General features: G+C 60.9%; 22 protein-coding genes and 1 pseudogene. 16 read left to right on the top strand and 7 right to left on the bottom strand.

Annotated features, from left to right (window positions below; genetic code table 11):
• Both AC1RQF_RS14840 and AC1RQF_RS14835 read right to left on the bottom strand, forming a co-directional pair.
• On the bottom strand, window positions 1-375 hold a 375-nt coding region (locus tag AC1RQF_RS14840), incomplete at its 3' end, for a hypothetical protein (RefSeq protein WP_492872343.1).
• Window positions 376-558: 183 nt separating this feature from the next.
• Window positions 559-867 carry a hypothetical protein gene (locus AC1RQF_RS14835; RefSeq protein WP_273996551.1) on the bottom strand — a complete coding sequence of 103 codons (309 nt, stop codon included), beginning with the start codon at window positions 865-867 and terminating at the stop codon, window positions 559-561.
• A 282-nt stretch (window positions 868-1,149) separates the two neighbouring features.
• Here AC1RQF_RS14835 and AC1RQF_RS14830 point away from each other — a divergent pair, with 282 nt between their 5' ends.
• The 3 genes from AC1RQF_RS14830 (at window position 1,150) to AC1RQF_RS14820 (ending at window position 2,955) form a co-directional block, all read left to right on the top strand.
• Window positions 1,150-1,890, top strand: a complete 741-nt coding sequence (locus AC1RQF_RS14830; protein WP_273996552.1) for a S24 family peptidase — start codon at window positions 1,150-1,152, stop codon at window positions 1,888-1,890.
• 514 nt (window positions 1,891-2,404) lie between these two features.
• The gene (locus AC1RQF_RS14825; RefSeq protein WP_273996554.1) at window positions 2,405-2,665 is read left to right on the top strand and encodes a hypothetical protein; all 261 of its coding nucleotides are present in this window, start codon (window positions 2,405-2,407) and stop codon (window positions 2,663-2,665) included.
• Window positions 2,666-2,736: 71 nt separating this feature from the next.
• Window positions 2,737-2,955: a hypothetical protein gene (locus tag AC1RQF_RS14820; protein ID WP_273996555.1), complete on the top strand. Its 219-nt coding sequence runs from the start codon at window positions 2,737-2,739 to the stop codon at window positions 2,953-2,955.
• Between the two features lie 453 nt (window positions 2,956-3,408).
• Here AC1RQF_RS14820 and AC1RQF_RS14815 read toward each other — a convergent pair whose 3' ends face one another.
• Entirely contained in the window at window positions 3,409-4,806 is a 1,398-nt protein-coding gene (locus AC1RQF_RS14815; protein ID WP_492872342.1) for an MFS transporter, read from the bottom strand.
• Between the two features lie 116 nt (window positions 4,807-4,922).
• Between AC1RQF_RS14815 and AC1RQF_RS14810 the strand changes: the two genes are divergently transcribed.
• Window positions 4,923-5,675, top strand: coding sequence for an ArsR/SmtB family transcription factor (locus AC1RQF_RS14810; RefSeq protein ID WP_492872341.1), 753 nt, complete (start codon window positions 4,923-4,925; stop codon window positions 5,673-5,675).
• A 215-nt stretch (window positions 5,676-5,890) separates the two neighbouring features.
• Here AC1RQF_RS14810 and AC1RQF_RS14805 read toward each other — a convergent pair whose 3' ends face one another.
• Window positions 5,891-6,397, bottom strand: coding sequence for a DUF5384 family protein (locus tag AC1RQF_RS14805; protein WP_492872340.1), 507 nt, complete (start codon window positions 6,395-6,397; stop codon window positions 5,891-5,893).
• Window positions 6,394-6,912 (bottom strand): glycine zipper domain-containing protein, encoded by a 519-nt coding sequence (locus AC1RQF_RS14800; protein ID WP_273996560.1) that lies wholly within the window; start codon window positions 6,910-6,912, stop codon window positions 6,394-6,396. The genes AC1RQF_RS14805 and AC1RQF_RS14800 overlap by 4 nt, the downstream gene beginning before the upstream one ends.
• A gap of 1,217 nt (window positions 6,913-8,129) precedes the next feature.
• Between AC1RQF_RS14800 and AC1RQF_RS14795 the strand changes: the two genes are divergently transcribed.
• The gene (locus AC1RQF_RS14795) at window positions 8,130-8,675 is read left to right on the top strand and encodes a class I SAM-dependent methyltransferase (RefSeq protein WP_492872393.1); all 546 of its coding nucleotides are present in this window, start codon (window positions 8,130-8,132) and stop codon (window positions 8,673-8,675) included.
• A gap of 298 nt (window positions 8,676-8,973) precedes the next feature.
• On the opposite strand, the gene AC1RQF_RS14790 is transcribed toward AC1RQF_RS14795, so the two are convergent.
• Complete coding sequence (locus tag AC1RQF_RS14790; protein WP_273996562.1) at window positions 8,974-9,126, bottom strand: hypothetical protein; 153 nt, start codon at window positions 9,124-9,126, stop codon at window positions 8,974-8,976.
• 23 nt (window positions 9,127-9,149) lie between these two features.
• Between AC1RQF_RS14790 and AC1RQF_RS14785 the strand changes: the two genes are divergently transcribed.
• The 4 genes from AC1RQF_RS14785 to AC1RQF_RS14770 all read left to right on the top strand — a co-directional run bounded on the left by AC1RQF_RS14785 (window position 9,150) and on the right by AC1RQF_RS14770 (window position 11,462).
• Window positions 9,150-9,470, top strand: a complete 321-nt coding sequence (locus tag AC1RQF_RS14785; protein WP_273996564.1) for a baseplate J/gp47 family protein — start codon at window positions 9,150-9,152, stop codon at window positions 9,468-9,470.
• A gap of 104 nt (window positions 9,471-9,574) precedes the next feature.
• The gene (locus tag AC1RQF_RS14780) at window positions 9,575-9,742 is read left to right on the top strand and encodes a phage tail assembly chaperone (protein ID WP_492872339.1); all 168 of its coding nucleotides are present in this window, start codon (window positions 9,575-9,577) and stop codon (window positions 9,740-9,742) included.
• A 116-nt stretch (window positions 9,743-9,858) separates the two neighbouring features.
• Window positions 9,859-10,953, top strand: a complete 1,095-nt coding sequence (locus AC1RQF_RS14775; RefSeq protein ID WP_273996565.1) for an acyltransferase family protein — start codon at window positions 9,859-9,861, stop codon at window positions 10,951-10,953.
• A 50-nt stretch (window positions 10,954-11,003) separates the two neighbouring features.
• Window positions 11,004-11,462 (top strand): hypothetical protein, encoded by a 459-nt coding sequence (locus tag AC1RQF_RS14770; protein WP_273996566.1) that lies wholly within the window; start codon window positions 11,004-11,006, stop codon window positions 11,460-11,462.
• 7 nt (window positions 11,463-11,469) lie between these two features.
• Here AC1RQF_RS14770 and AC1RQF_RS14765 read toward each other — a convergent pair whose 3' ends face one another.
• Window positions 11,470-11,601: a hypothetical protein gene (locus AC1RQF_RS14765; RefSeq protein WP_273996567.1), complete on the bottom strand. Its 132-nt coding sequence runs from the start codon at window positions 11,599-11,601 to the stop codon at window positions 11,470-11,472.
• Window positions 11,602-11,748: 147 nt separating this feature from the next.
• Between AC1RQF_RS14765 and AC1RQF_RS14760 the strand changes: the two genes are divergently transcribed.
• From AC1RQF_RS14760 to AC1RQF_RS14730, 7 genes and pseudogenes are all read left to right on the top strand, one after another.
• Window positions 11,749-11,898 carry a hypothetical protein gene (locus tag AC1RQF_RS14760; protein ID WP_273996568.1) on the top strand — a complete coding sequence of 50 codons (150 nt, stop codon included), beginning with the start codon at window positions 11,749-11,751 and terminating at the stop codon, window positions 11,896-11,898.
• Between the two features lie 277 nt (window positions 11,899-12,175).
• Window positions 12,176-13,351 (top strand): nucleoside deaminase, encoded by a 1,176-nt coding sequence (locus AC1RQF_RS14755; protein ID WP_492872338.1) that lies wholly within the window; start codon window positions 12,176-12,178, stop codon window positions 13,349-13,351.
• 143 nt (window positions 13,352-13,494) lie between these two features.
• Window positions 13,495-13,663: pseudogene (locus AC1RQF_RS14750) on the top strand (transposase); the annotation flags it as partial.
• Window positions 13,664-13,705: 42 nt separating this feature from the next.
• Window positions 13,706-14,161 (top strand): DDE-type integrase/transposase/recombinase, encoded by a 456-nt coding sequence (locus AC1RQF_RS14745; RefSeq protein ID WP_492872392.1) that lies wholly within the window; start codon window positions 13,706-13,708, stop codon window positions 14,159-14,161.
• Entirely contained in the window at window positions 14,104-14,250 is a 147-nt protein-coding gene (locus AC1RQF_RS14740) for an integrase core domain-containing protein (protein ID WP_443111450.1), read from the top strand. Before AC1RQF_RS14745 ends, AC1RQF_RS14740 begins: the two co-directional genes overlap by 58 nt.
• A gap of 274 nt (window positions 14,251-14,524) precedes the next feature.
• Window positions 14,525-18,436 (top strand): Dyp-type peroxidase, encoded by a 3,912-nt coding sequence (locus tag AC1RQF_RS14735; RefSeq protein ID WP_492872337.1) that lies wholly within the window; start codon window positions 14,525-14,527, stop codon window positions 18,434-18,436.
• Between the two features lie 112 nt (window positions 18,437-18,548).
• Window positions 18,549-18,746, top strand: a complete 198-nt coding sequence (locus AC1RQF_RS14730) for a hypothetical protein (protein ID WP_492872400.1) — start codon at window positions 18,549-18,551, stop codon at window positions 18,744-18,746.
• Window positions 18,747-18,807: the final 61 nt, after the last annotated feature.

The following is an 18,807-nucleotide window of genomic DNA, read 5'->3' as shown; positions in this document are numbered from 1 at the left end:
CCCCCCCCCCCCCCCCCCCCCCCCCGCTTCCGCCATCGATTCCAGAACCTTGCCGATCTCGGACTTGCCGTGAGCCAGCGCCATGTTGAACGCGCTCGATGGTCGATGCGGAATCTTCAGCTTCCGGCAGATCACGCGCGGATCCATGTTGAGGATGTAGTGCAGCTTCAACACGTCGCGATCGAACGGCATCAGCTTGCGCCATGCCCGCTCGACATCCTCGGCGTCGATTTCATCGATGCGGTTCGCATCCGCGCGCCGCAACTGCCCCTCCGGCCGATAGCGTCCCTCGGCAGACCCCGCCCGCGATCCACGCATCGCCGTGGATCGCTGCGCCCTGGCCCAATTCTCAAGACGATCATCCAGATTGCTCATTGTTTGTGTTCTCCTGTATTGCCCGCTGCCTGCTCCGTCTATCCGCCCTGTCGGACAAACGCTCTCAGATCCCATTGCCGCGCGCCCGGCTTGCCTGCCTGCGCCCGGGCTACCGCGGCCACGCCCTACCGCCCCCTTCCCCAAGGAGGCACACCCCGTCATTCCGGTATGTTCGTTGACGCGTTACCGCTTGATCGGCAGAGGCAAACCCAGCAGTTCCTGGGACTTGCCCGTCGCGATGCACTCGCGCCGACCGCGCTTCACCAGCCGCCCGGCGTCGAGCAATTCCCGGGCGCGCCCGCAGACGCTCGACAACTTAAGATTGGTGAGCGCCGCGAGGTCTTCCCGCGTGAGCAATACATCGATCGATTCGAAGCAATCGAGCACCATGCGCTGGGTGGTCGACAAGGCGCGCTCGCTTGGCGAAAGACGACGGTGCGGATATACCCCGGAGGCTTGAAGCCCGGCTTGCGGGCGGGAAAGTGCTGTCATGCAAGATTCCCCTTCATTGTCATTCAATTAGTTTTACGAAATATGTGCATGACCGGGCTCCGGGTTGGCATCGGCCAGACCATCCCGGACCGGCATCCGAGCGGCCGGCGGCGTACCCCGCCCCGAACCGCTCGGATGCACCGCATCGCCGGCGTACCGCCGAATCGGCGAATCGGCGAATCGGCGAAAAGCTGGCGTGCGGATCATGCTTCGCAGTATAGTAGCATTCGCTACCATCAACAAGTAGCATTTGCTATCAGTAGCATGTGCTACGCTTTCGCCATGAACGAAACAGAACTCCATCGCGTCCGCGTCGAGCGCCTGCGGGCCGCCGTCGAGCAGCTAGAGGGCGGCAATGTGACCGCATTCGGCAAGCGGCTCGGCTACAAGGACGGCGCGTTCGTCCGGCAAATGCTGAGCGAAAAGCGCGCCGTATCCGAAAAGACGATCCGTGCGATCGAGAGTCTGCCCGGCATGGCCGGCTGGTTCGGCGCGGCGTCGACGGAGTCGGATCAGCCGCGCGCCGAGAAACTGCCGAAGGACCAAGGCAACGTCCTGGTCTGGGAGCACCCGGAAGATCTGCCGCCCGACAGCGATCGGGTCTGGCTGGACAGGTTCGACTACAGATTCAGCGCGGGGAGAGGTTTGATCCAGTGGGAAATCAGGCAGAAGAAAGCGCTGCCTTTCGATGTCGGGTTCTTCAAGGCGCTTGGCGTCAAGCCGCATGAGTGCAAGCTTGCCCAGGTCCACGGCCGCAGCATGGAACCGTATCTGTTCAACCGCGACATGATGATGATCTGCGAAACCAAGACGCATGTCCGCGACGGGCACATCTATGCGGTCTATTTCGAGGACGAGGCGCTCGTCAAGCAGATCTTCAAGGAGCCGAAAGGCGCCCTCCGGCTGCATTCGTACAACCCGGAATATCCGGATCGGATCGTCGCGGGCGATCAGCTGATCAGCCTGCAGATCGTCGGGGAAGTGATGTACCGGTCGGGATCGGGGCCCGCGGGCGGGAATTGACGGAGGCTCTCCCGGCCCCGCGATGGCACCGTACCGCCGCCATCGCGGGAGGCCCGGCCGGCGGGCCCATGTGGTGAATCGGCCGCAGATGCGCCCTGCTTCAACGCATCGCCCTCTACGCTTCGTTCATCCCAATCCGTTGCATGTGCAAGCACTGTGGTCGCATGCTCGATGCGACAGGTACTTGCCGGCTCACGCGCGTCATTGCACATGCCGGGCCGCCGACCATTCCCGAGCGGTTACGGCCTCGCAACGGGCATCTCAGCGCCCGCCCGAATCGTTCGGGCCATGAAGCCCTCGTCGGGCCCACCCCGCGCATGCTGCCCGTTCACGCTCGACGTCGGCCTCGTCAGCCCTGGCCGAGCAGGCACGACCCAACCGTCGGCCGATGCGCGGCGCGGCATCCCGCTCCGCGTCCGCTAGCGCGAGTGTCGCGCCCGGGCACGCCCGCCGCCTTCGCCCCTACCGCCATCCCCACGCATGCCACGCAAACTCCGCTGCGCACAGAAGCGCCATGCCTGCAACGGTCAACCAACCCAACACCTCGATCCTTCGATTCATCGAAACGCTCACCCCGAATGTTTCAGCGCGGCAGATGGTCGCACAGGGGACGATCGACCTGTTGATCGTCATCAAGGCGGAATGCGAGCAACGCTGCGGCGCGCCGGTTCTGGATGAACGGTGTGACTTGCCGTTGCTTTCAATCGTGAATCTTGGCGCAAGACTGGATAAACTTGCTGCAGCCGCGGGACGTCCCCCGCAAGCGGCGCGATGAACGCCATACCGATTGCTTCCGGCTTCCGCCGCCGTGCGCACTCACCATCAATGAACCTGAGGTGTCATACCATGGATCGTATTTTCATGACCCGAACGGAAGCACTCGAACTGCTGCTCAAGGCACATCAAACCGCCGTGGACAAAATCGGGCATTCGACCGGCAAGCAGACGCTTGCCGACCACGCCGCGCTCGAAGCATTGGATCGCCTGCTGCTCGATGTCCGTGCACGCCGGGTCAACGAATTCCAGATCAACACGACCGCGACGCAAATCTTCGTGACGGACTAGTTGCATGCCCGCGGACATGCCGGCAATGACGCACGCAAAGCGATCATGCCCAGCCGGAACGATGCTCCGGTATGGAGAGCCGGCCGCGCAATGCCGTGGATGAATAGTCTTGCGATTGGCCGCAAAAACCAATGACACTCCGAGGTCCGCGAATCGCTCGCCCAGGCGAGCGCGGTCGCGGGCCGCCCGGTCCGGCGCCAGTCGCCGCATTGCATCGAATTGATGCGCTCGCAGGTTCGCCTGATTGACGATGTTGTCCAGCAGCAAAGCCGATCTGATCATCTGAAACCGTGATGCCGCTTCCCGCCGCAGAATCGGCACCGGCCCGGAGAAATCCAGCTTCCCCGCGATGCGATGTCGAGGGGCACCTAGGAGCCCCTCGACGAAGCATGATCGATCGATACAGCAAGCAGCCGATCGCGCAAGCGCTCGTCGCGAAACCCGAACCACGGCCTATTCCTCCGACGCGGCAGACAGCGCCTCGCGGGCAAGACTGCCTCCCTGCCTGATTCCGATGGCCGACACCGCGCAGGCCAGCGCACTCGAACACGCGCACACGAAGAACACGCTGTGAATACCCGCCATGCCAGCCGTCCCTCCAGCCGCGACGATTGCGCCGAACACCGCGACGCCCACCGCGCCGCCGATCTGCCGTACGGTCGTGAAGATCGCCGAGGCGACGCCGGCGCGTCGGCGCTCGACCGAGGTCAGCAATGCCGCGGTCATGGCTGGGATGGCCAACCCCAAGCCGAACGGGATCGCGGCCAATGGAACGAGCATCCGCACATAGGGCGTATCGGCGCCGATCCCGTGCAGCGCGGCGTAGGCGAACGTCGCGATCGCAAATCCGAGGACCATCGGCAGACGCGGCCCCGACTTGGCGGCCAGGCGGCTGCCGAGCAGATTGGATACGGTGACGGTGCCCGTCAGAGGCACGAATGCCAGCCCGGTCTGAATGGTCGAATAGTGTCGAACCGTCTGGAAATAGAAACCGAGGATGAAGACAAGGCCGTAGTACGCGAAATTGTTGAGAAAGCCCACGCAGGTCGCCGCCGAGAACGACGGCCGGCGAAACAGGTGCAGCGGAAGCATGGGATTGGGCGTGCGCCGCTCGATGACGATCAAGACGAGCCCTGCCGCGAGCGCGGCCGCGGCGCCCGCCAGCACGACAGGCTGCCGCCAGCCGCTCGCGCCGCACTCGATGATGCTGGCGGTCATGGCAAGTACCGCGACGATCGCACAGAGTTGGCCCGGTATGTCGATGGACGTTTTCGGCGCGTGCGGCGGCGTCTCCTTGATGAAGCGGGCGAGCCAGATGCCGAGTGCGCAAATGGGCAGGTTGACCAGGAAGATGCCGCGCCATCCGGATACCGCGAGCAGCAGCCCGCCGACCACCGGCCCCGCAGCGACGGCGAGCCCGCCCGCCGCGTTCCAGAGCCCGAGAGCACGCGCTCGGACGGCGGCATTGTCGGCGCAGGCGTCATTCAAGAGCGCGAGCGAGTTCGGCACGATGAGCGCCGCGCCCAGGCCCTGGACTGCGCGCGCGGCGACCAGTTCTGCACCGGATCGCGCGAGTCCGCACATGGCCGATGCGAGCGCGAAGACGACAAAGCCGGCAACGAGGACGCGACGTCCGCCGCTGCGATCTCCCAGCGCGCCCCCGGACATCAGCAGCGTCGCAAAGGCGAGCGTGTAGGCATCGATCATCCACTGGAGTCCGGCGATCGTGGCGCCGAGGTTCGCGCCGATCCGAACCAGCGCCACATTCACGATGGTGACGTCGAGCTGGATGATCACAAAGCCGAGGCTCGTGGCGGCAATGGTCAAAAGGAGAGGCGAACGGTTCATCATCGGGGCAGTTTAAGAGCCGATGACGGATTGACGTTACACTAAAAGATGAACAATCATGCGTGGCGCGCGTCCTGGAGTCCCAGTCCTAGAGGCAGCACGCTATCCGGAGAGGTGCCATGAGTCGTTTCGAACCCAATGTAGCGTTTCCGGCGTCGTTGATCGGCGAACCCAACCGCGCGCGGATTCTCATGGCGTTGTGCGCGGGCGAGCAACGGGCCGGCTCGCTTGCCCAGTTCGTGTCGGCATCGCCGCAGGCCACCAGCAATCATCTCGCTCGGCTGGTGAAGGGGGGGCTGGTCTGCGTACGGAGTGACGGACGGCATCGCTACTATCGATTGGCGAATCCGGAGGTCGCACGGGTCCTGGAACTTCTGGCGGTGCTCGCGCCGCCCTTGCCGGCCCGACTGCATGGCCGCGTGGACCGGACGCTCCACTACGCGCGCACCTGTTACGACCATCTCGCCGGTACATTGGGCGTGGCGCTTGCCGATGCGATGAGACGCGAAGGATTCCTGTCCAAGCCGACGGGCAAGGACGATCAACGACACTGGCGGGTGACACGGCGCGGCATCGCGTGGTTCGCCGATCTCGGCGTGGACACGAGTGCGTTGCGTGGGCCGCTCACGCGTATTGCACGTTGTTGCCTCGATCGCACCGAGCACCGGCATCATCTGGCGGGGCCGCTGGGCGTCGCGATGCTCAGGTGCATGGTCGAGCATCGCTGGCTCGAGCGCAATGCGGGCACGCGCGCCGTCAGGCTGACCCGTGAGGGTGCGCGCATGCTGAAGTCCAGTCTGGGTATCGACACCGACAGCCTGCGCGAGCCCGAACTTCCACGACCCGGCATCGACACCATGTCGCCGGACTAAGCGGCTGCGAGTCCGGTCCGCGCCGCGATCATGCGTTTGAGCCGCTCGCGCTCGGACGCCCGATCCTCGGCCGACGGGCGCCGGCCTCACCCTGCCCCCGAACGTATTGCGCCAACGAACAAGCCTTGTTCCGAGATATCGTGACGCTTGCTCCGGCCATTCGACCGCTCACACAATCCAGGCGCCCCGTCCGTTGGTCGATCCGCTGATGAGCCTTACTTTTCCCACCAGTGGCGGTTGGCGTCCTGAAGGTTCTTCTGAACGCCCTTGCTCACATTTCGCGTGGCCTCGGCCTTCGATTGCACCTCGTCCGTTTCGGCTTTCGAGCGTGCCAAATCAGCGTTGATCTTGTCGTTCTCGCGATTGACCTGCGTTTCGAGCTGCTTCAGGCGCAGTTCCTTGTAGCGGTTCTCGTAAGCGCGGTCCTGATCTTCGATGCTGCGTTGCCTGCCGGCAGCATCGCGACGTTCACGGTCACGCTGCGACGCCATCGCCGCTTGCGCACGGTCACGCTTTTGCTGAGCCGCTGCCGCCGCCTTTTGCTGCCGCTGCTGCTCGGCTTCGTAAGCGCGCTGCTGCGCGTCGCGTTCGGCTACCGCATTGGATTCAAGCTGCTGCATGCGGGCAAGACCCGCATCCATGTTGACGGCGGTCTGGGGCAGCTGCCCCTGCGCGGCTACCGCCGTCGGGATCAGCAGCGAAAGAAAAACGGCCCGCTTCATTTCGCCGCTTCCGTCGCTTGAGCCGGACATTGCGCGTTCGGCTGGACACGGGTCGTCGTGTCCGAGCCGATCATCATCGCCATACCCGGCTTGAATTCGCAGACGCGGCCCACCTGTGCGCTGATGTACGATTTCTTGCCGTCGCGATAGGCGATCTGCACACCGTCGACCATCACCTTGTCGCTCACCATCGAGCCCGCTGCGGCGCCGACCGCGCCCCCGGCGACCGTTCCCACGCCGGTACGGCCCCAGCCTCCCGGCCCCGTCGCACCGCCGACGGCCGCCCCTGCGAGCGCGCCGAGAACCGTACCGGTCAGTTGCGCCGCTTGCTTGTTCTGCTCGTTGCTGACCTGCACGCGAGCCGGCAGGATGGTCAGAATTTCGATCGTGCGCACTTCCTGACGCTGGTTCACTTCAGTCGCGCTATAGGAATCGGCGCGATTTTCCATACCGGGCGTTGCGCAACCGGCCAGAATCATCGAGCCGGCAATCGTAGCGATGGTGATTTTTTTCATGAATTCCCCGTTTGTATTTTATGTCGGCGCAATTCTAATTTAATGATTTTGTAAAGGTCAAGTTTGAAAAGCGCATCGCCCCGAGTGGCTTGACGAGAGCGCGACAAAGTACGACCCGCTTACCGCCAGGAAAAGGCAGCGATCTCTGGACTTCCACCCATGATCCACCAGGCCAACCCAATCCCCAAATATACCGCCATCCGAATAAAAGTATTTAGCACATGAAATTATTATTTTTGAATAAAATTCAATCAATACTCCAAATATTTTTTTCAATTCCCCCATCCACACCAATACGATTCAGCCTACGATGACTCCATAAGTCGCGAGAAGAAGTACTAACGACATGCACTATTCGACAATATGGGTTCCTTGTTTTTATGACGAAAGCAAATAACGGCCCGATGCTCGACAAACCAACCACGGCCATCAACGCGTCCTGCGCACGACATTCCGCTGGATCGGGGCATCGGGCGCATCACACCAGCCCGTAGATGAGTTCGTTCTTCGGCAGCCATCCTTCGACACCATCGATGGACTGCTACGCCCGCCGTTTGAGTCATGCAGTCCCACCCCGGGGTCGCGATCCGGTGAGCCTCAACCATGTCATTCCGTCGCATTTGCGTCGCCAGCAGTTCTTTGGGTTTGCCGTTTTCGTACCGATCTTTCGTGGAGAACCCACTTGGCATCCAACTGCTCGACTTGCGCCTGGTTGGAGCGACGCGGGCCACCATGCACTCAAGCAACCCGAGCGGCTAACGGCGCGCTCACACATCCGAGACAGACGCTCCCGGGCATGTTAGCCATCCCCATGCTCTCGAGGAGCCGACCTCATGCCTGCGATTCGATGCCGCCAATCGACGACGTCATCTCCGTCTATTCACTCCTTCCGGGCTCGGAGCCGGAAAGCGATGCCACCATCTCGTCTTGACTTAGCTCATGCTGCACCATCGATGAGTTGATGATGGACATTGCAGGCACCGAGGAATTCTCGAAGCGGGCCGCCGTTATTGCACGCCAGCGGACGCGGGGCAACGTAGGAAAATCTGAATTGCCCTCGTCGTCCACCATCAAGCCGGAGCCTAACCTCGTCCAGTGGCTTTCGATTCCATTCCCGGATGGCTGTCGCCCAGTACGACGTTCATGTCGACAGGTCTCGTGCAGATACAGGCCGAAAACGGGTACCACGGCTACATCGCTGAAATCGGAGCCTACTACTGCAGTGCCTGACGGGGCTTGCGACGACTCTCCACGCCGGGAAAAAGGCGATTGCCATCGACGTGTTCGATGATCAGTCGACGAATGCCGATCTCGTCGGGTATAACGAAGTCGGCTCGACCGGAATTCACGACCTGACACAACAAGCCTTCTTCGATAACGCAAAGCGTTATCGCCCGAATGCGGACATCGCGATCATCCGGCGATCGTCACTGGATGTGAGAGCGGAGGATATTCTCCAGCGTGGCGGCAAGGTACGTTTCTTCTCGTTCGACGGCGGCCATACGCTCGACGTGCTGCTCAACGACCTCCGCCTCGCGGTTGAAATGCTCGCGCCTCACGGCATCATCTCGATCGACAATATTCTGAATCCACAATGGCCGGGCATCATCACCGGCGCAGTTCGCTTCTTTGATGGCGAAACCGACTTGCGTCCGGCTGCATTTTTCCCAATAAGCGGATCCGCACATTCGCGCCATTTTCGGGTTTCTACAAGAAGGCATTGCTCGGCATCGCGCCGACGGCCATCCAAGGTCGAGAGGTAGAGTTCTCGAACTTCACGGCGGATCAATACCAAGAAGGTGACGATCTCGATCGCTTCCTTGCACGCCATCAGCAGGTGTGCCGTCAGCGGAACCTGCCAGCGGAATGAGGCACGAGCCGTCCTCGAGAATCACCGACAAGACAGCCTGCGTTTTCCGCGTTGGTGCAACAAAATCGCGACCCGCATGGAGGAGCCGCCCGCGAGAGCGGTGCTGGAAGGGAAACCCGAACTCAGCCAAGCGGCTAACCGATTCGATGGCGGGCTCCCCCACCGGCACACGCTATCTCGCGAAACGTCCGTTAGCGGCTCTTGTCGTCGATGGACCACATAAATTCGGTCTGCAAATTGCCTTTGAACGCCGGATCGGTGCGCGACAGATAGAAGTTCATGAGGTAGCGGAGGCCCTTCGCGCCGTTGCCGAACGACACCGACGCGGCACCGTGGCAGGACATGCAGTTGGTCTGGATGCCAAGCGATGCTGACGATTGTGAGCCTGCGCGGAGGTACAGCGATCGAGACGCCCGACAGTCTGCTCGCGCGTCTGCTGCAGCGCATTCGCCGGCCACCGGCGGGCGGCAACAAATACGACTACCGGCAGTGGGCGATGGAAGTGCCGGGCGTAACCGCCGCGTTCGTCCATCCCTTGCGTCGCGGCCTTGGTACCGTCGACGTTGTGATCGTGACGGATGATGACCTGCCTTCGGACGACGTGCTGAAGATGGCGCAGGCTCACATCGATGATCAACCGCTCGATCCGAAAACTGGCGAGTTTATTGGCCTACCATGGATCGCATGATGGAAGCGACCTGAGCCGCAGCCGGATGACCAATCGATTCACAAGGAATTCACAGCCAATGAGGCAGACTATCGGGCGGCTGTCATTCGTGAGCAGCGCGACGCGTGCCTGCGCGACTCCGACACTCGCACTGTCCCCCCCCGGATGCTCCAGTAGCTGTACAGAACCAAGCTGCGCTTTGGGTGGAGTATCGCCAAAAGTTGCGCGACGTCACGATCCAGCCAGGGTTCCCGTTCAACGTAGAGTGGCCGGAGGCCCCACGCGCGCATTAAACGCACTTGTTGCCGAGCAGACCGGGTATGGGGGCTACGCTACAATCTGGCTGACCTGGGTTTGAACTGCCGGCCGACCGGCGGCAAAAACAAAAAATTCTCAACAATAGTAGACAGTGAAGCATTCACGAATCCCTGAGCTTGATCTGCTTCGATTCATCGCTGCCCTTGCAGTCGTGTTTTTTCACTACGCATTCCGGGGCTATGCAGCTGATGATCTGACCGTCATGCACTATCCGCTGCTTGAGCCGATCGCAAAATATGGCTTCCTAGGCGTGCACCTGTTTTTCATGATCAGCGGCTTTGTCATCCTGATGACGGCTGGCGACGGCAGCGTGAAGAACTTCATCGCGTCGCGCGCGGCACGCCTGGCACCGGCGTTCTGGGTTTGCTGCACGATGACCTTCCTCGTGACGCTCGCGATAGGCGGCGATCGCTTCAGCGCGACCTGGTCGCAATACCTAGTGAACATGGTGACGCTTGGCGGCGGGTTCGGCTCGGACCCGATTGACGGTGCGTACTGGTCGCTCGGTGCGGAGCTACGATTCTACCGCCTAGTCGCGATTTTGCTGATCCTCGGCCAGATTGACCGCACGGAGCGATGGCTGTTCGTATGGCTGGCCGCTACGGTGCTCGTCGAGACATTCCCGTTCATCAAGCTCAAGACCTTCCTGGTGACGGACTACGCGGGCTTCTTCATTGCTGGCGCTGCGCTCTTCCTTATCCGCAGGCACGGACTATCGCGGTCCCGTATCGGGCTCGTATGCGGTGCGTGGGCGCTGTCGCTCTACCGCGAACTCCAACTCCTGCCGTACTTCAGCGAGCACTTCGGATTGAATCTGAATGCATGGACGATCGCTGTTGTGATGACTGCTTTTTTTGCCGTGATGCTTGCGCTTGCGTTACGGCGCACCTCGGTATTGGCGAGCCCTCGATGGATCTGGTTCGGTGCGGTTAGCTATCCGCTCTACCTGCTCCATCAGAACATTGGCTACATGTTGTTCAATCAATTCGGCGACACGGTTGATCACGATGCGGTGTTCTGGGGTGTCATTGTTGGCGCAATCGGCCTTTCGCTGGTGCTACATGTTGCCGTGGAGAAGCCTCTGGCGGGACCACTGAAGCGTAGACTGATGTGCTGGCTTGACGCCGTGCAAAGCGGCGGAGCGGCGCTGCGCGCGCGCGTAGAGAAAATCAGCAGGTCATCGTAGCGCGGCGACGCATCTGGGCGGCAAACACGAGACGCGTCCCGCATCCACAGATGACACCGGTGAATCCGGCTGTTGCCGTCTATCTTGCGGCGACCGCAGCGCAGGATGCGGCACGGGCCGCCGCTGCCGCGCGTCAGGCGGCCTGGGAGGCGTCGCTACCGTCCGCGGCCGAGTTGATGCAATCCGTGACGGTCGACGCGAACGGCGAAGGGACGTCATTCAACTTCGAGGGCTACACGCTGTGGCACGAACCCGACCGCGGCGGTTGGTCGCTGACCAACGCTTACGGCATCGATCATTGCGGGTTCCTCACGTCAGAACGGGACTTCCAGCAGCTAATCGACACGCTCCGGCGCGGCCAGGACATCGGGCCGGTCCCGCCCGGTTGCGACGCGCTGGAAGAGCCGGAAGATGACGCGGCGGACATCGACGCTATGCTCGCGTGCCATGAGGCTGAAGCGGCGCTGCTGGCCCGCCTCGGGATCCCGGCCGACGACCCTGGGGGCTGACGGCAACTCAACCCGAGAGATTCTGGCAGTAGGCCACCCCCATCTCGTCCGCTCCGGAGCCCATCATGAACCGCGTCCCCGCCACACCGATTCCCGCTGACATCGTCTTCAGCGAGACGAGGTAAAAAACCATGCTCATACGTTTTCCTAACGATTGCTGTACGGATTGCCAGCCTTGTGATTCAAGAAGTCGATCGTCGCTTCCCCCCACAACTCGCGGGGAATCGCATTGAGTGCGTGGGCAACCATCGAGACAAACTGCCCGCGGTTCTGATCGGCTCCGGCTTTGTCCGAATACGCGTATGAGTCGTACCTCGACACGGATCTGTCCTTTCCGTTGAATGTCGAGAACCTGAACCTGAACGCCAACGGCCGGATTGGGTTCGGAACCATCAACGCGACGGGCAGGGTCAACGTCAAGGCGGAGTGGAATTGAGGGGCGCGGCAGCCGCTTGCTTCGCACGATAAGCGCATCCTGTCAGTTCCGGTAGGTGTCGGAATCATTTGGAAAAGAATATGGTTGGCATCATCGATGCCAAGGCTTCTGCTTTTCCGCAGCGATCCGTTTGCCCATCGCGAGCAGGGAACGCCTCTTGGCCGCTTCCCGATACCCAGGTCTTTCCGTCGAGTCATCGCTTCATTGTCGATGTTTCAACCTACGCGAGAGAGGTCGGTAAATGCCCGAAACGAAAGTCACATCCGTGGAGTCCGCCATGTCGATCGCCGCGCTCGAAGCGGTATCGGCGAATTGCAGAGGGACGTTCGGCGTGGGCGGCGCGCTCGTCGACGATAACGGCAACGTGCTGCATGCCTTATCGAACCGGGTCGTCGAGAACGAACGCATTAACGATCCCACCGCCCATGGCGAGCGGCAACTGGTGGATTGGTACTACGCGAACAAGGATGCCTTGCATCTGCCCCCCCCGGAGCAGATCACCGTCATCACCTCGCTCGATCCTTGCTGCATGTGCACGGGGGCGATCCTGACAGCCGGATTCAAGGTCGTGGTGGCGGCGTTCGATACCTATGCCGGAATCAATTGGAACACCAAATTCGACTTTCCGTCGCTGCGCAGCCCGCAGAAAACGCAGGCGCTGGAGACGTTCGCTTACCCGGAAGTGGAAGACGGCCATTGTTTCAACCGGGCGCGGCAGGGCAAGCCGAATATTCCGCCGTTGTCCGGCGGGAGCAAATTGCAAGGCAGCACCGTTGCGCTTTGCAGCAGCATCTTCACATCGACGCTGACCGACATCAGGGACAAGATCAATCGGGATCTGCCGTTGAAGGATCTCCTCGATCTGGGCAAGCTGCCGCCAAACAACCCGATCGTCCAGGAACTGAAGGCGCGCTATCCCCAAGCGCTTCAATACAAGTCAGCGCGTCCGTTTGCTCCGGATAAGGGTTTGGCTTCATTCCTGCAAACGGCGATGAACGAGGACAAGAAGAACGGCGGGACGGGCCACGCCGTCGCGATGCTCGACAATCGCGGCTATCTGCTGCTATGCCTGCCGGGGTTCGAAGGCCAGTCGCGCATCCGGCGCGCGTATCTCGAAGTCACACGGACTTACGCGCAGATTCGCAGCAAGCTCGTCGGACTCGGGGTAGCCGATACGTTGAAATATCTGGGCCATCCCAAGTACTGCACGTTTGTGATGTCGATCGGCCCCGACACCAGTTCGCAAAGCATCATGGAGCTCGGCGCATACGGCTCGACGATGGAGGGCGAATTGGTCCCCGAAAATCCTTCGCCGCTGCAATACGTGAGGCCCGCGATTCCTCAAGCCCAACTTGAGGATTTTTGTTCGACGCTGCCGCCGCTCTATAGCCAGCTGATCGGCGTCAAGCCGGTGCAAGTCGCCGATCAGGCGCTGATTCACGCGCTGAGCTGATCGTTGCATGCGATGGATCGGGGGCGATCCGTTGTCACGTCGCGGCGCGCCCCCCGTTCGATCGAACCGGGGCGCGTCTGACCTTTCCCCTCTGAAGTATCCCACTGTAAAGTTAGTGGCAAGGCGGCAGGAGAACCCTTGTCATGAAGAAGTCGCGGTTCAGCGAAGAGCAGATTATCGGGGTGCTGAAGGAAGCCGACGCAGGCATGAAGGTCGCAGACCTGTGCCGCAAACACGGCATATCGGATGACGTTCTATAACTGGCGTAGCCGTTACGGCGGCATGGACGTGTCGGAAGGCCTATCGCTTCGCCTGAAACGTCGCAAGAAACGCCCGAGTCATCTACGCGTAGTCATGCCGACGCCCAACGGCGCAGACGAAAGCTGGGCGATGGACTTTGTTGCTGACGCGCTGGTGCATGGCCGACGCATACGCATGTTGACGATCATCGACGCGCGGAACCGCGAGTGCCCGCACATCGAGGTCGACTTCTCGCTAACGGGGGTACGCGTGGTGCGTGTGCTCGAGCAGTTGCGGCAACGAGGACGATGTCCCAACCTGATTCAGGTGGATAACGGGCCGGAGTTCGTCAGCAAGGCGCTCGATGCCTGGGCGCACGAACATGGCGTCAAGCTGCAGTTCATCCGTCCAGGCAAGCCGGTGGAAAACGCGCACATCGAAAGCTTCAACGGCCGACTGCGTGAAGAATGTTTGAACCAGCATGCGTTTGTCAGTCATCGACTGATGCACGCATGCGAATCGAAGCCTGGCGCACTGACTACAATTCAGTGCGCCCGCATAGCGCCTTAGGGCAACTGGCTCCGGACCAATTCCGGCAACTGCATCAACCGAAAGCCGGCGTGCCCACTAAATTACGAATGGTGTACTCGGCGGGGTAAGGTCAGAATATTTCTTCCATACTTTAAGAGGCCCGTGCTGGGATCTCGGTGCAACCACGTTGTTCGTTCCTCTTCGGAAAAGGGCAAATGAAAAAAAACGGCGCCCAACAAACTTCTGCTGAACTGTTTTACCCGCTGCGTTCGTAATGCATTCCTTCTCATATCGACCGTGCTCGCCCCGAAGTGGGCTATCGCGACAAAACCCATTGTCTCAGGCGCGGCAGCAACTCCGAACGGTTCCCACAAGCATCCACCTTAATCAGAAAATACGATCATGAGCGAACTGACATTCAATGAGCGTTTCACCGAGGTCTGGAAACATACGCAACGCGGCCTGGTTTACCCCGCGCCTTTCGCGATTTTTTCGAGTTTCTGGCTCAAGAATCCGATTACCCGAAGCGAGCTTGCGATGCTGATGCAGGAGGTCCGGCGCGAGATCAACACCGACCCGCGGCTCGGCAGCAAGAACACTACGTTGGTTGCCGGCGTGTCCTTCGAAAACTGGGCCCTGATTTGCGAGCAGGAGAAGATGCCCCTGCCCAAAGGGATGCGACTGCGCTACCCGCAGGACGATCATCCCCTCCGCTCGAAGGTCTTCGACGCGTCCAACGGCAACTTCAAGGATTCGGAGGCAAACCTCTGGTTCCACATTAAGAGCGACGACGCTAAAGCGTGCGACATCGTGCTGGAATTGACCGAGAACTGGCTGCGCGAAAACACCCGTGATTCGTTTCATCAAAGCGCGGCCAGCAAATCGGGCGGCAGCGACAAGCCGAACGGCGGCAGAGTGCTCGGTTGCCGCTTTGCCGAGAACCTGAACAATCCGTCCGATCCGATCTCGCTCGCGAAACATTCGATTGTCGGCGTGGACGATGTCGAGCACTTCGGCGCGTCGTTCGTTCTGTCGCAGCGATTCCTGATCAACTGGGATCAAATCAACATGATGTCGGAAGATCAAATCGAAGATCTGATTGGCAGAAAAACCGACGACACCATCATCCCCGACCGCGATACCCGCTCGCACATCAAGGCGTCGCGCGTGCAGGACGAGTTCGGCAACACCACGCCGGTGCTGCGCCTGGGCCTGCCTTTCGGCAATGCGCAAACCGGCACGACCTTTCGCAACCCGAAGTCCGTGACCGCCGCCGATGAGGAAGGCATCTATTTTGCCGGCTTTGCCAAGGAGATCGGCATCCTCGAGGATGTCATGCAAAACCAGATCGGCGCCGTTCATGGTTTCATGAACGACCGTCTGTTCAATCATCTGCGCTCGGACCTGGGAGGATTCTTCTACGTTCCCAGCCTGCAGGATCTCGGGCTGCTGGACGACGACGCCTATGCCAATAACTTCGATGCGCTGAATCGCGGCACGTGGGACAAATTTCCGGGCGTCGACTGGTCGAGGGTGGATCGCCACTTCACGGTCGCCTCCGAGAACGGGTTGATGTACTACAACCACAGCAACTACCTGTTCAACATGGCGACCAAGCTGAATAAACGCAGCGACTATTTCGAGGCGCCATCGAACCGGATACTGAGCCTGCTCGAGAATGCCTTCTCGCTGTGGCAAGACAACTGGTACTTCAACCGCAAGCAGGAAGAAATCGAGCATGACATCGCGTATTACATGGCGCAGTTCGACTTGCCCGGCAAGCCGGCCGACGTTATGCGGGAATCCATCATGTTGCGCAAGGGCTGGGCGATCCGCCTGAGCCTTCACCTGTTCACGTCGCCGGAATACGGTTTCCGCGGCCGGCGCATCCACTTGAGCGACGGCCGCCTGATCCCGTATTCCGCAGCGAAGGAAGAAGAAGGGACCGTGGTGTACGGCTCCGACACCTTCCGCATCTTCCCCGAGGAAATCATCGTCGGGGCCATGCCGAACCTGACGCTGGGCGAAGGCCGCTACGTGATGAAATACCTGAGCGAAGCCGAGCGCTTGAACGGGTTCCTTGCCAACTTGAGCGAAGCCTCCGGCGTCGGCCACGTCATTCCCGATTACCGGAAAGCCCTCGACCTTGGTCTTAGCGGGCTGTTGAACGAGGTCGCGCAATACGAAAGGAAGGCCGCCACCCAGCAGCAGCGGGAGCTCTATCAATCGACGGCATTGGCGCTGCAAGGTATTTCCGAGTACTTCATGAACTATGCCGATCTGGCCAAGCAGATGGCGCAGGACATGCAGCCGGGCCAGGCGTGGGAGCAGCAGAATCTGACGGCCATCGAACGGCGCATGCGCAAGCTCGCGACGGAAAAACCCGGCAGCTTCGTCGAAGCGGTGCAATTCATTTTCACGTTGCACACCTGCCTGCACTTGAACGGCGAGCCGACGGCATTCGGCCGCATGGACCAACTGCTGCAACCCTATCTCGACCGGGACGCCATCACGCTCGAGGAAGCGCAAGAGATCATCGACGCCTTCTACATCAAGCTCGACGAAAAGATCCAACAGAACCGCATCTTCATGGAAGACCATCAGCCGTTCGGCAATCTGGCGATGGGCGGCAGCTCCGGACCTTATCCGCAGGGCGCTTCGCTCGGTCAATGGATCCAGCAGATCACCGTCGGCGGGACCGTGGCGGACGGCGAGACGGATATGGCGAAGACCAAGCCGGCCTACAACGACGTAACCCGCCTGTTCATCCGCGCATCCGGCCGCTTGCCGCTCAATGCGCCGTGCCTGTCGCTGCGCACCCGCAAGGACATCCCGGACGAGATCCTGGAAGAAGCCGCGCACGCGATACTATCGGGCGGCGCGCATCCTATCCTGCTGAACGACGAGACGCTCATCGAGGGCCTGTGGCGCAGCGGCGACGACGTCGGCGGCGAGCCGCTGCAAGGCAACAAGGCGTGGCGGTCGGCCGTGGAGATGAAATCGGCGCAGAACTATGCGTGCGACGGCTGCTACGAGCCCCAGTTCCCCGGCGAAAACTGGTTCTCGTTAGGCGGCTTTTCCACGTTGCAGCCGCTGGAGTGCGCGCTCAATCAAGGCAGGACCTATTCCAGCGCGGGCCAAAGCTATCTGTTCGGCCAAACGGTATCGCTGACCACGAGGCCGGCCGAGCAGATCGAAAGCTTCGACGCGTTGCTGGCGTTGTATCGGCAGCATTTCGAATGGCTCAACCGCAAGGCGTTCAACGGCCAGTTGATGAGCTACGGCAACAATACCCAGTATTGCCCGTCTCCGATCCTGAATGCGTTGATGGACGACTGCCTGGCCAAAGGCCTGGATTTCTACAGCGGTGGGGCCAAGTACAACATCTATGGCCCTTGCTATATTGCGCTCAGCTCCACCATCAACTCCCTGTACGCGATCAAGCGCCTGGTGTTCGACGACGAGACCGCCGTCACCACCTTGCCCGAGTTGCTGGAATGCCTGTGCTGCGATTGGGGCTACAAGATGACGGAGCCCTTCATCAGCAAGCTCGCAGGGGAAAGCCGGATCACGGCGCGCGCCGACCGTTTCAAGCGCTTGCGCGAAGTGGCGTTGTCACTGCCCCGCTACGGCCGCGGCCATGCGGAAATCGACGCCTTCGGCAATACCATCGTCGAGCTGGTGGCGCAGATTTCGATCGAGACGTTTACCCAGCCTTGGCCGCAGCTGCGCGACACCCTGCAGAGCTTCGCGAGCAAATACGGGACGGCCGATCATCCGTTCGGAATTCAGATTCAGCCCGGCGTCGGCACATTTGAAAACCATGTGGAGATGGGAGCCTGGAACGGCGCCAGCGCGGACGGCAGACGAACGGGCACGACGGTCGCCTCCGACATGAGCGCGGCGCCGAGTCCGGCGGATTTGCCGGTCGAGCATCAGTACGCCGGCTTCGCCGAAGCATTGGCAGGCTTTGAAGGGAGCGGCTCGAGCCTGATGTCCGATGGCGCACCGAGCGACTTCAATATCGCCGAGGATTTCCCGGCCGAGAAATTGAAGCAAGTTCTGCGTCAATTTGCGCAAGGAAAGGGATCCAACATTTTGACCGTGACCGTGGCGAACCCGGACACCTTCGCCGATGCAATCGGCTCGCCTGAGAAATACGATTTGCTTCGCGTTCGCACCGGCGGCTGGACGAACTTCTTCACATCGGTGTTTCCGGTGATCCAGGAGCAACATCGGCGGCGTCCCGTTTCCTTGCCGGAGGAGGTGAAAGTGGATCCGGGCAGGCAATGTCCGTTTCATGCGGGGCGATAGGTAGCTCGACGAAGCGCATCCCATGCAGAAGACCCATCTGCATGGGATGATTTGTGTACCAACGGATGTTCGTGGCGGTCGGCGGTAGCCGCGGCTCGTGCCAGGTAATCGGATGGAGCCGTCCTGGTCATCTCAGTCGTTCCACATGGCGAGAGGCGGATCGACGTCGATCTTGGCCTGGTCTCCAATCCTGAAATTGCTCTACGAGTTCGGCGTCGTGTTGCCTCAAGGCCGTCGTGCATCGATCGACGCCGCCAAAGCCGCGCTGGCGTCACTGGCCGACGAGTTGCTAGATGTGAAGCTTCAATAGGTTGTATCGATGGTTCATCCGGACTGAGTCTGGGAGACTGGAAGTCGCCAAACACCCAACC

It is taken from the genome of Burkholderia sp. GW821-FHT14F03, assembly GCF_058803765.1.
This window is presented reverse-complemented; position numbering and strand designations above follow the sequence as displayed.

What these genes read in the sequence shown, in the direction of transcription:
- AC1RQF_RS14835 (WP_273996551.1), bottom strand. Translation starts at nt 867, where the DNA reads ATGACAGCACTTTCCCGCCCGCAAGCCGGGCTTCAAGCCTCCGGGGTA.
- AC1RQF_RS14830 (WP_273996552.1), top strand. Translation starts at nt 1,150, where the DNA reads ATGAACGAAACAGAACTCCATCGCGTCCGCGTCGAGCGCCTGCGGGCC.
- AC1RQF_RS14825 (WP_273996554.1), top strand. Translation starts at nt 2,405, where the DNA reads ATGCCTGCAACGGTCAACCAACCCAACACCTCGATCCTTCGATTCATC.
- AC1RQF_RS14820 (WP_273996555.1), top strand. Translation starts at nt 2,737, where the DNA reads ATGGATCGTATTTTCATGACCCGAACGGAAGCACTCGAACTGCTGCTC.
- AC1RQF_RS14815 (WP_492872342.1), bottom strand. Translation starts at nt 4,806, where the DNA reads ATGATGAACCGTTCGCCTCTCCTTTTGACCATTGCCGCCACGAGCCTC.
- AC1RQF_RS14810 (WP_492872341.1), top strand. Translation starts at nt 4,923, where the DNA reads ATGAGTCGTTTCGAACCCAATGTAGCGTTTCCGGCGTCGTTGATCGGC.
- AC1RQF_RS14805 (WP_492872340.1), bottom strand. Translation starts at nt 6,397, where the DNA reads ATGAAGCGGGCCGTTTTTCTTTCGCTGCTGATCCCGACGGCGGTAGCC.
- AC1RQF_RS14800 (WP_273996560.1), bottom strand. Translation starts at nt 6,912, where the DNA reads ATGAAAAAAATCACCATCGCTACGATTGCCGGCTCGATGATTCTGGCC.
- AC1RQF_RS14790 (WP_273996562.1), bottom strand. Translation starts at nt 9,126, where the DNA reads ATGTCCTGCCACGGTGCCGCGTCGGTGTCGTTCGGCAACGGCGCGAAG.
- AC1RQF_RS14785 (WP_273996564.1), top strand. Translation starts at nt 9,150, where the DNA reads ATGCTGACGATTGTGAGCCTGCGCGGAGGTACAGCGATCGAGACGCCC.
- AC1RQF_RS14770 (WP_273996566.1), top strand. Translation starts at nt 11,004, where the DNA reads ATGACACCGGTGAATCCGGCTGTTGCCGTCTATCTTGCGGCGACCGCA.
- AC1RQF_RS14765 (WP_273996567.1), bottom strand. Translation starts at nt 11,601, where the DNA reads ATGAGCATGGTTTTTTACCTCGTCTCGCTGAAGACGATGTCAGCGGGA.
- AC1RQF_RS14755 (WP_492872338.1), top strand. Translation starts at nt 12,176, where the DNA reads ATGTCGATCGCCGCGCTCGAAGCGGTATCGGCGAATTGCAGAGGGACG.
- AC1RQF_RS14745 (WP_492872392.1), top strand. Translation starts at nt 13,706, where the DNA reads ATGCCGACGCCCAACGGCGCAGACGAAAGCTGGGCGATGGACTTTGTT.
- AC1RQF_RS14740 (WP_443111450.1), top strand. Translation starts at nt 14,104, where the DNA reads ATGCGAATCGAAGCCTGGCGCACTGACTACAATTCAGTGCGCCCGCAT.
- AC1RQF_RS14735 (WP_492872337.1), top strand. Translation starts at nt 14,525, where the DNA reads ATGAGCGAACTGACATTCAATGAGCGTTTCACCGAGGTCTGGAAACAT.
- AC1RQF_RS14730 (WP_492872400.1), top strand. Translation starts at nt 18,549, where the DNA reads ATGGAGCCGTCCTGGTCATCTCAGTCGTTCCACATGGCGAGAGGCGGA.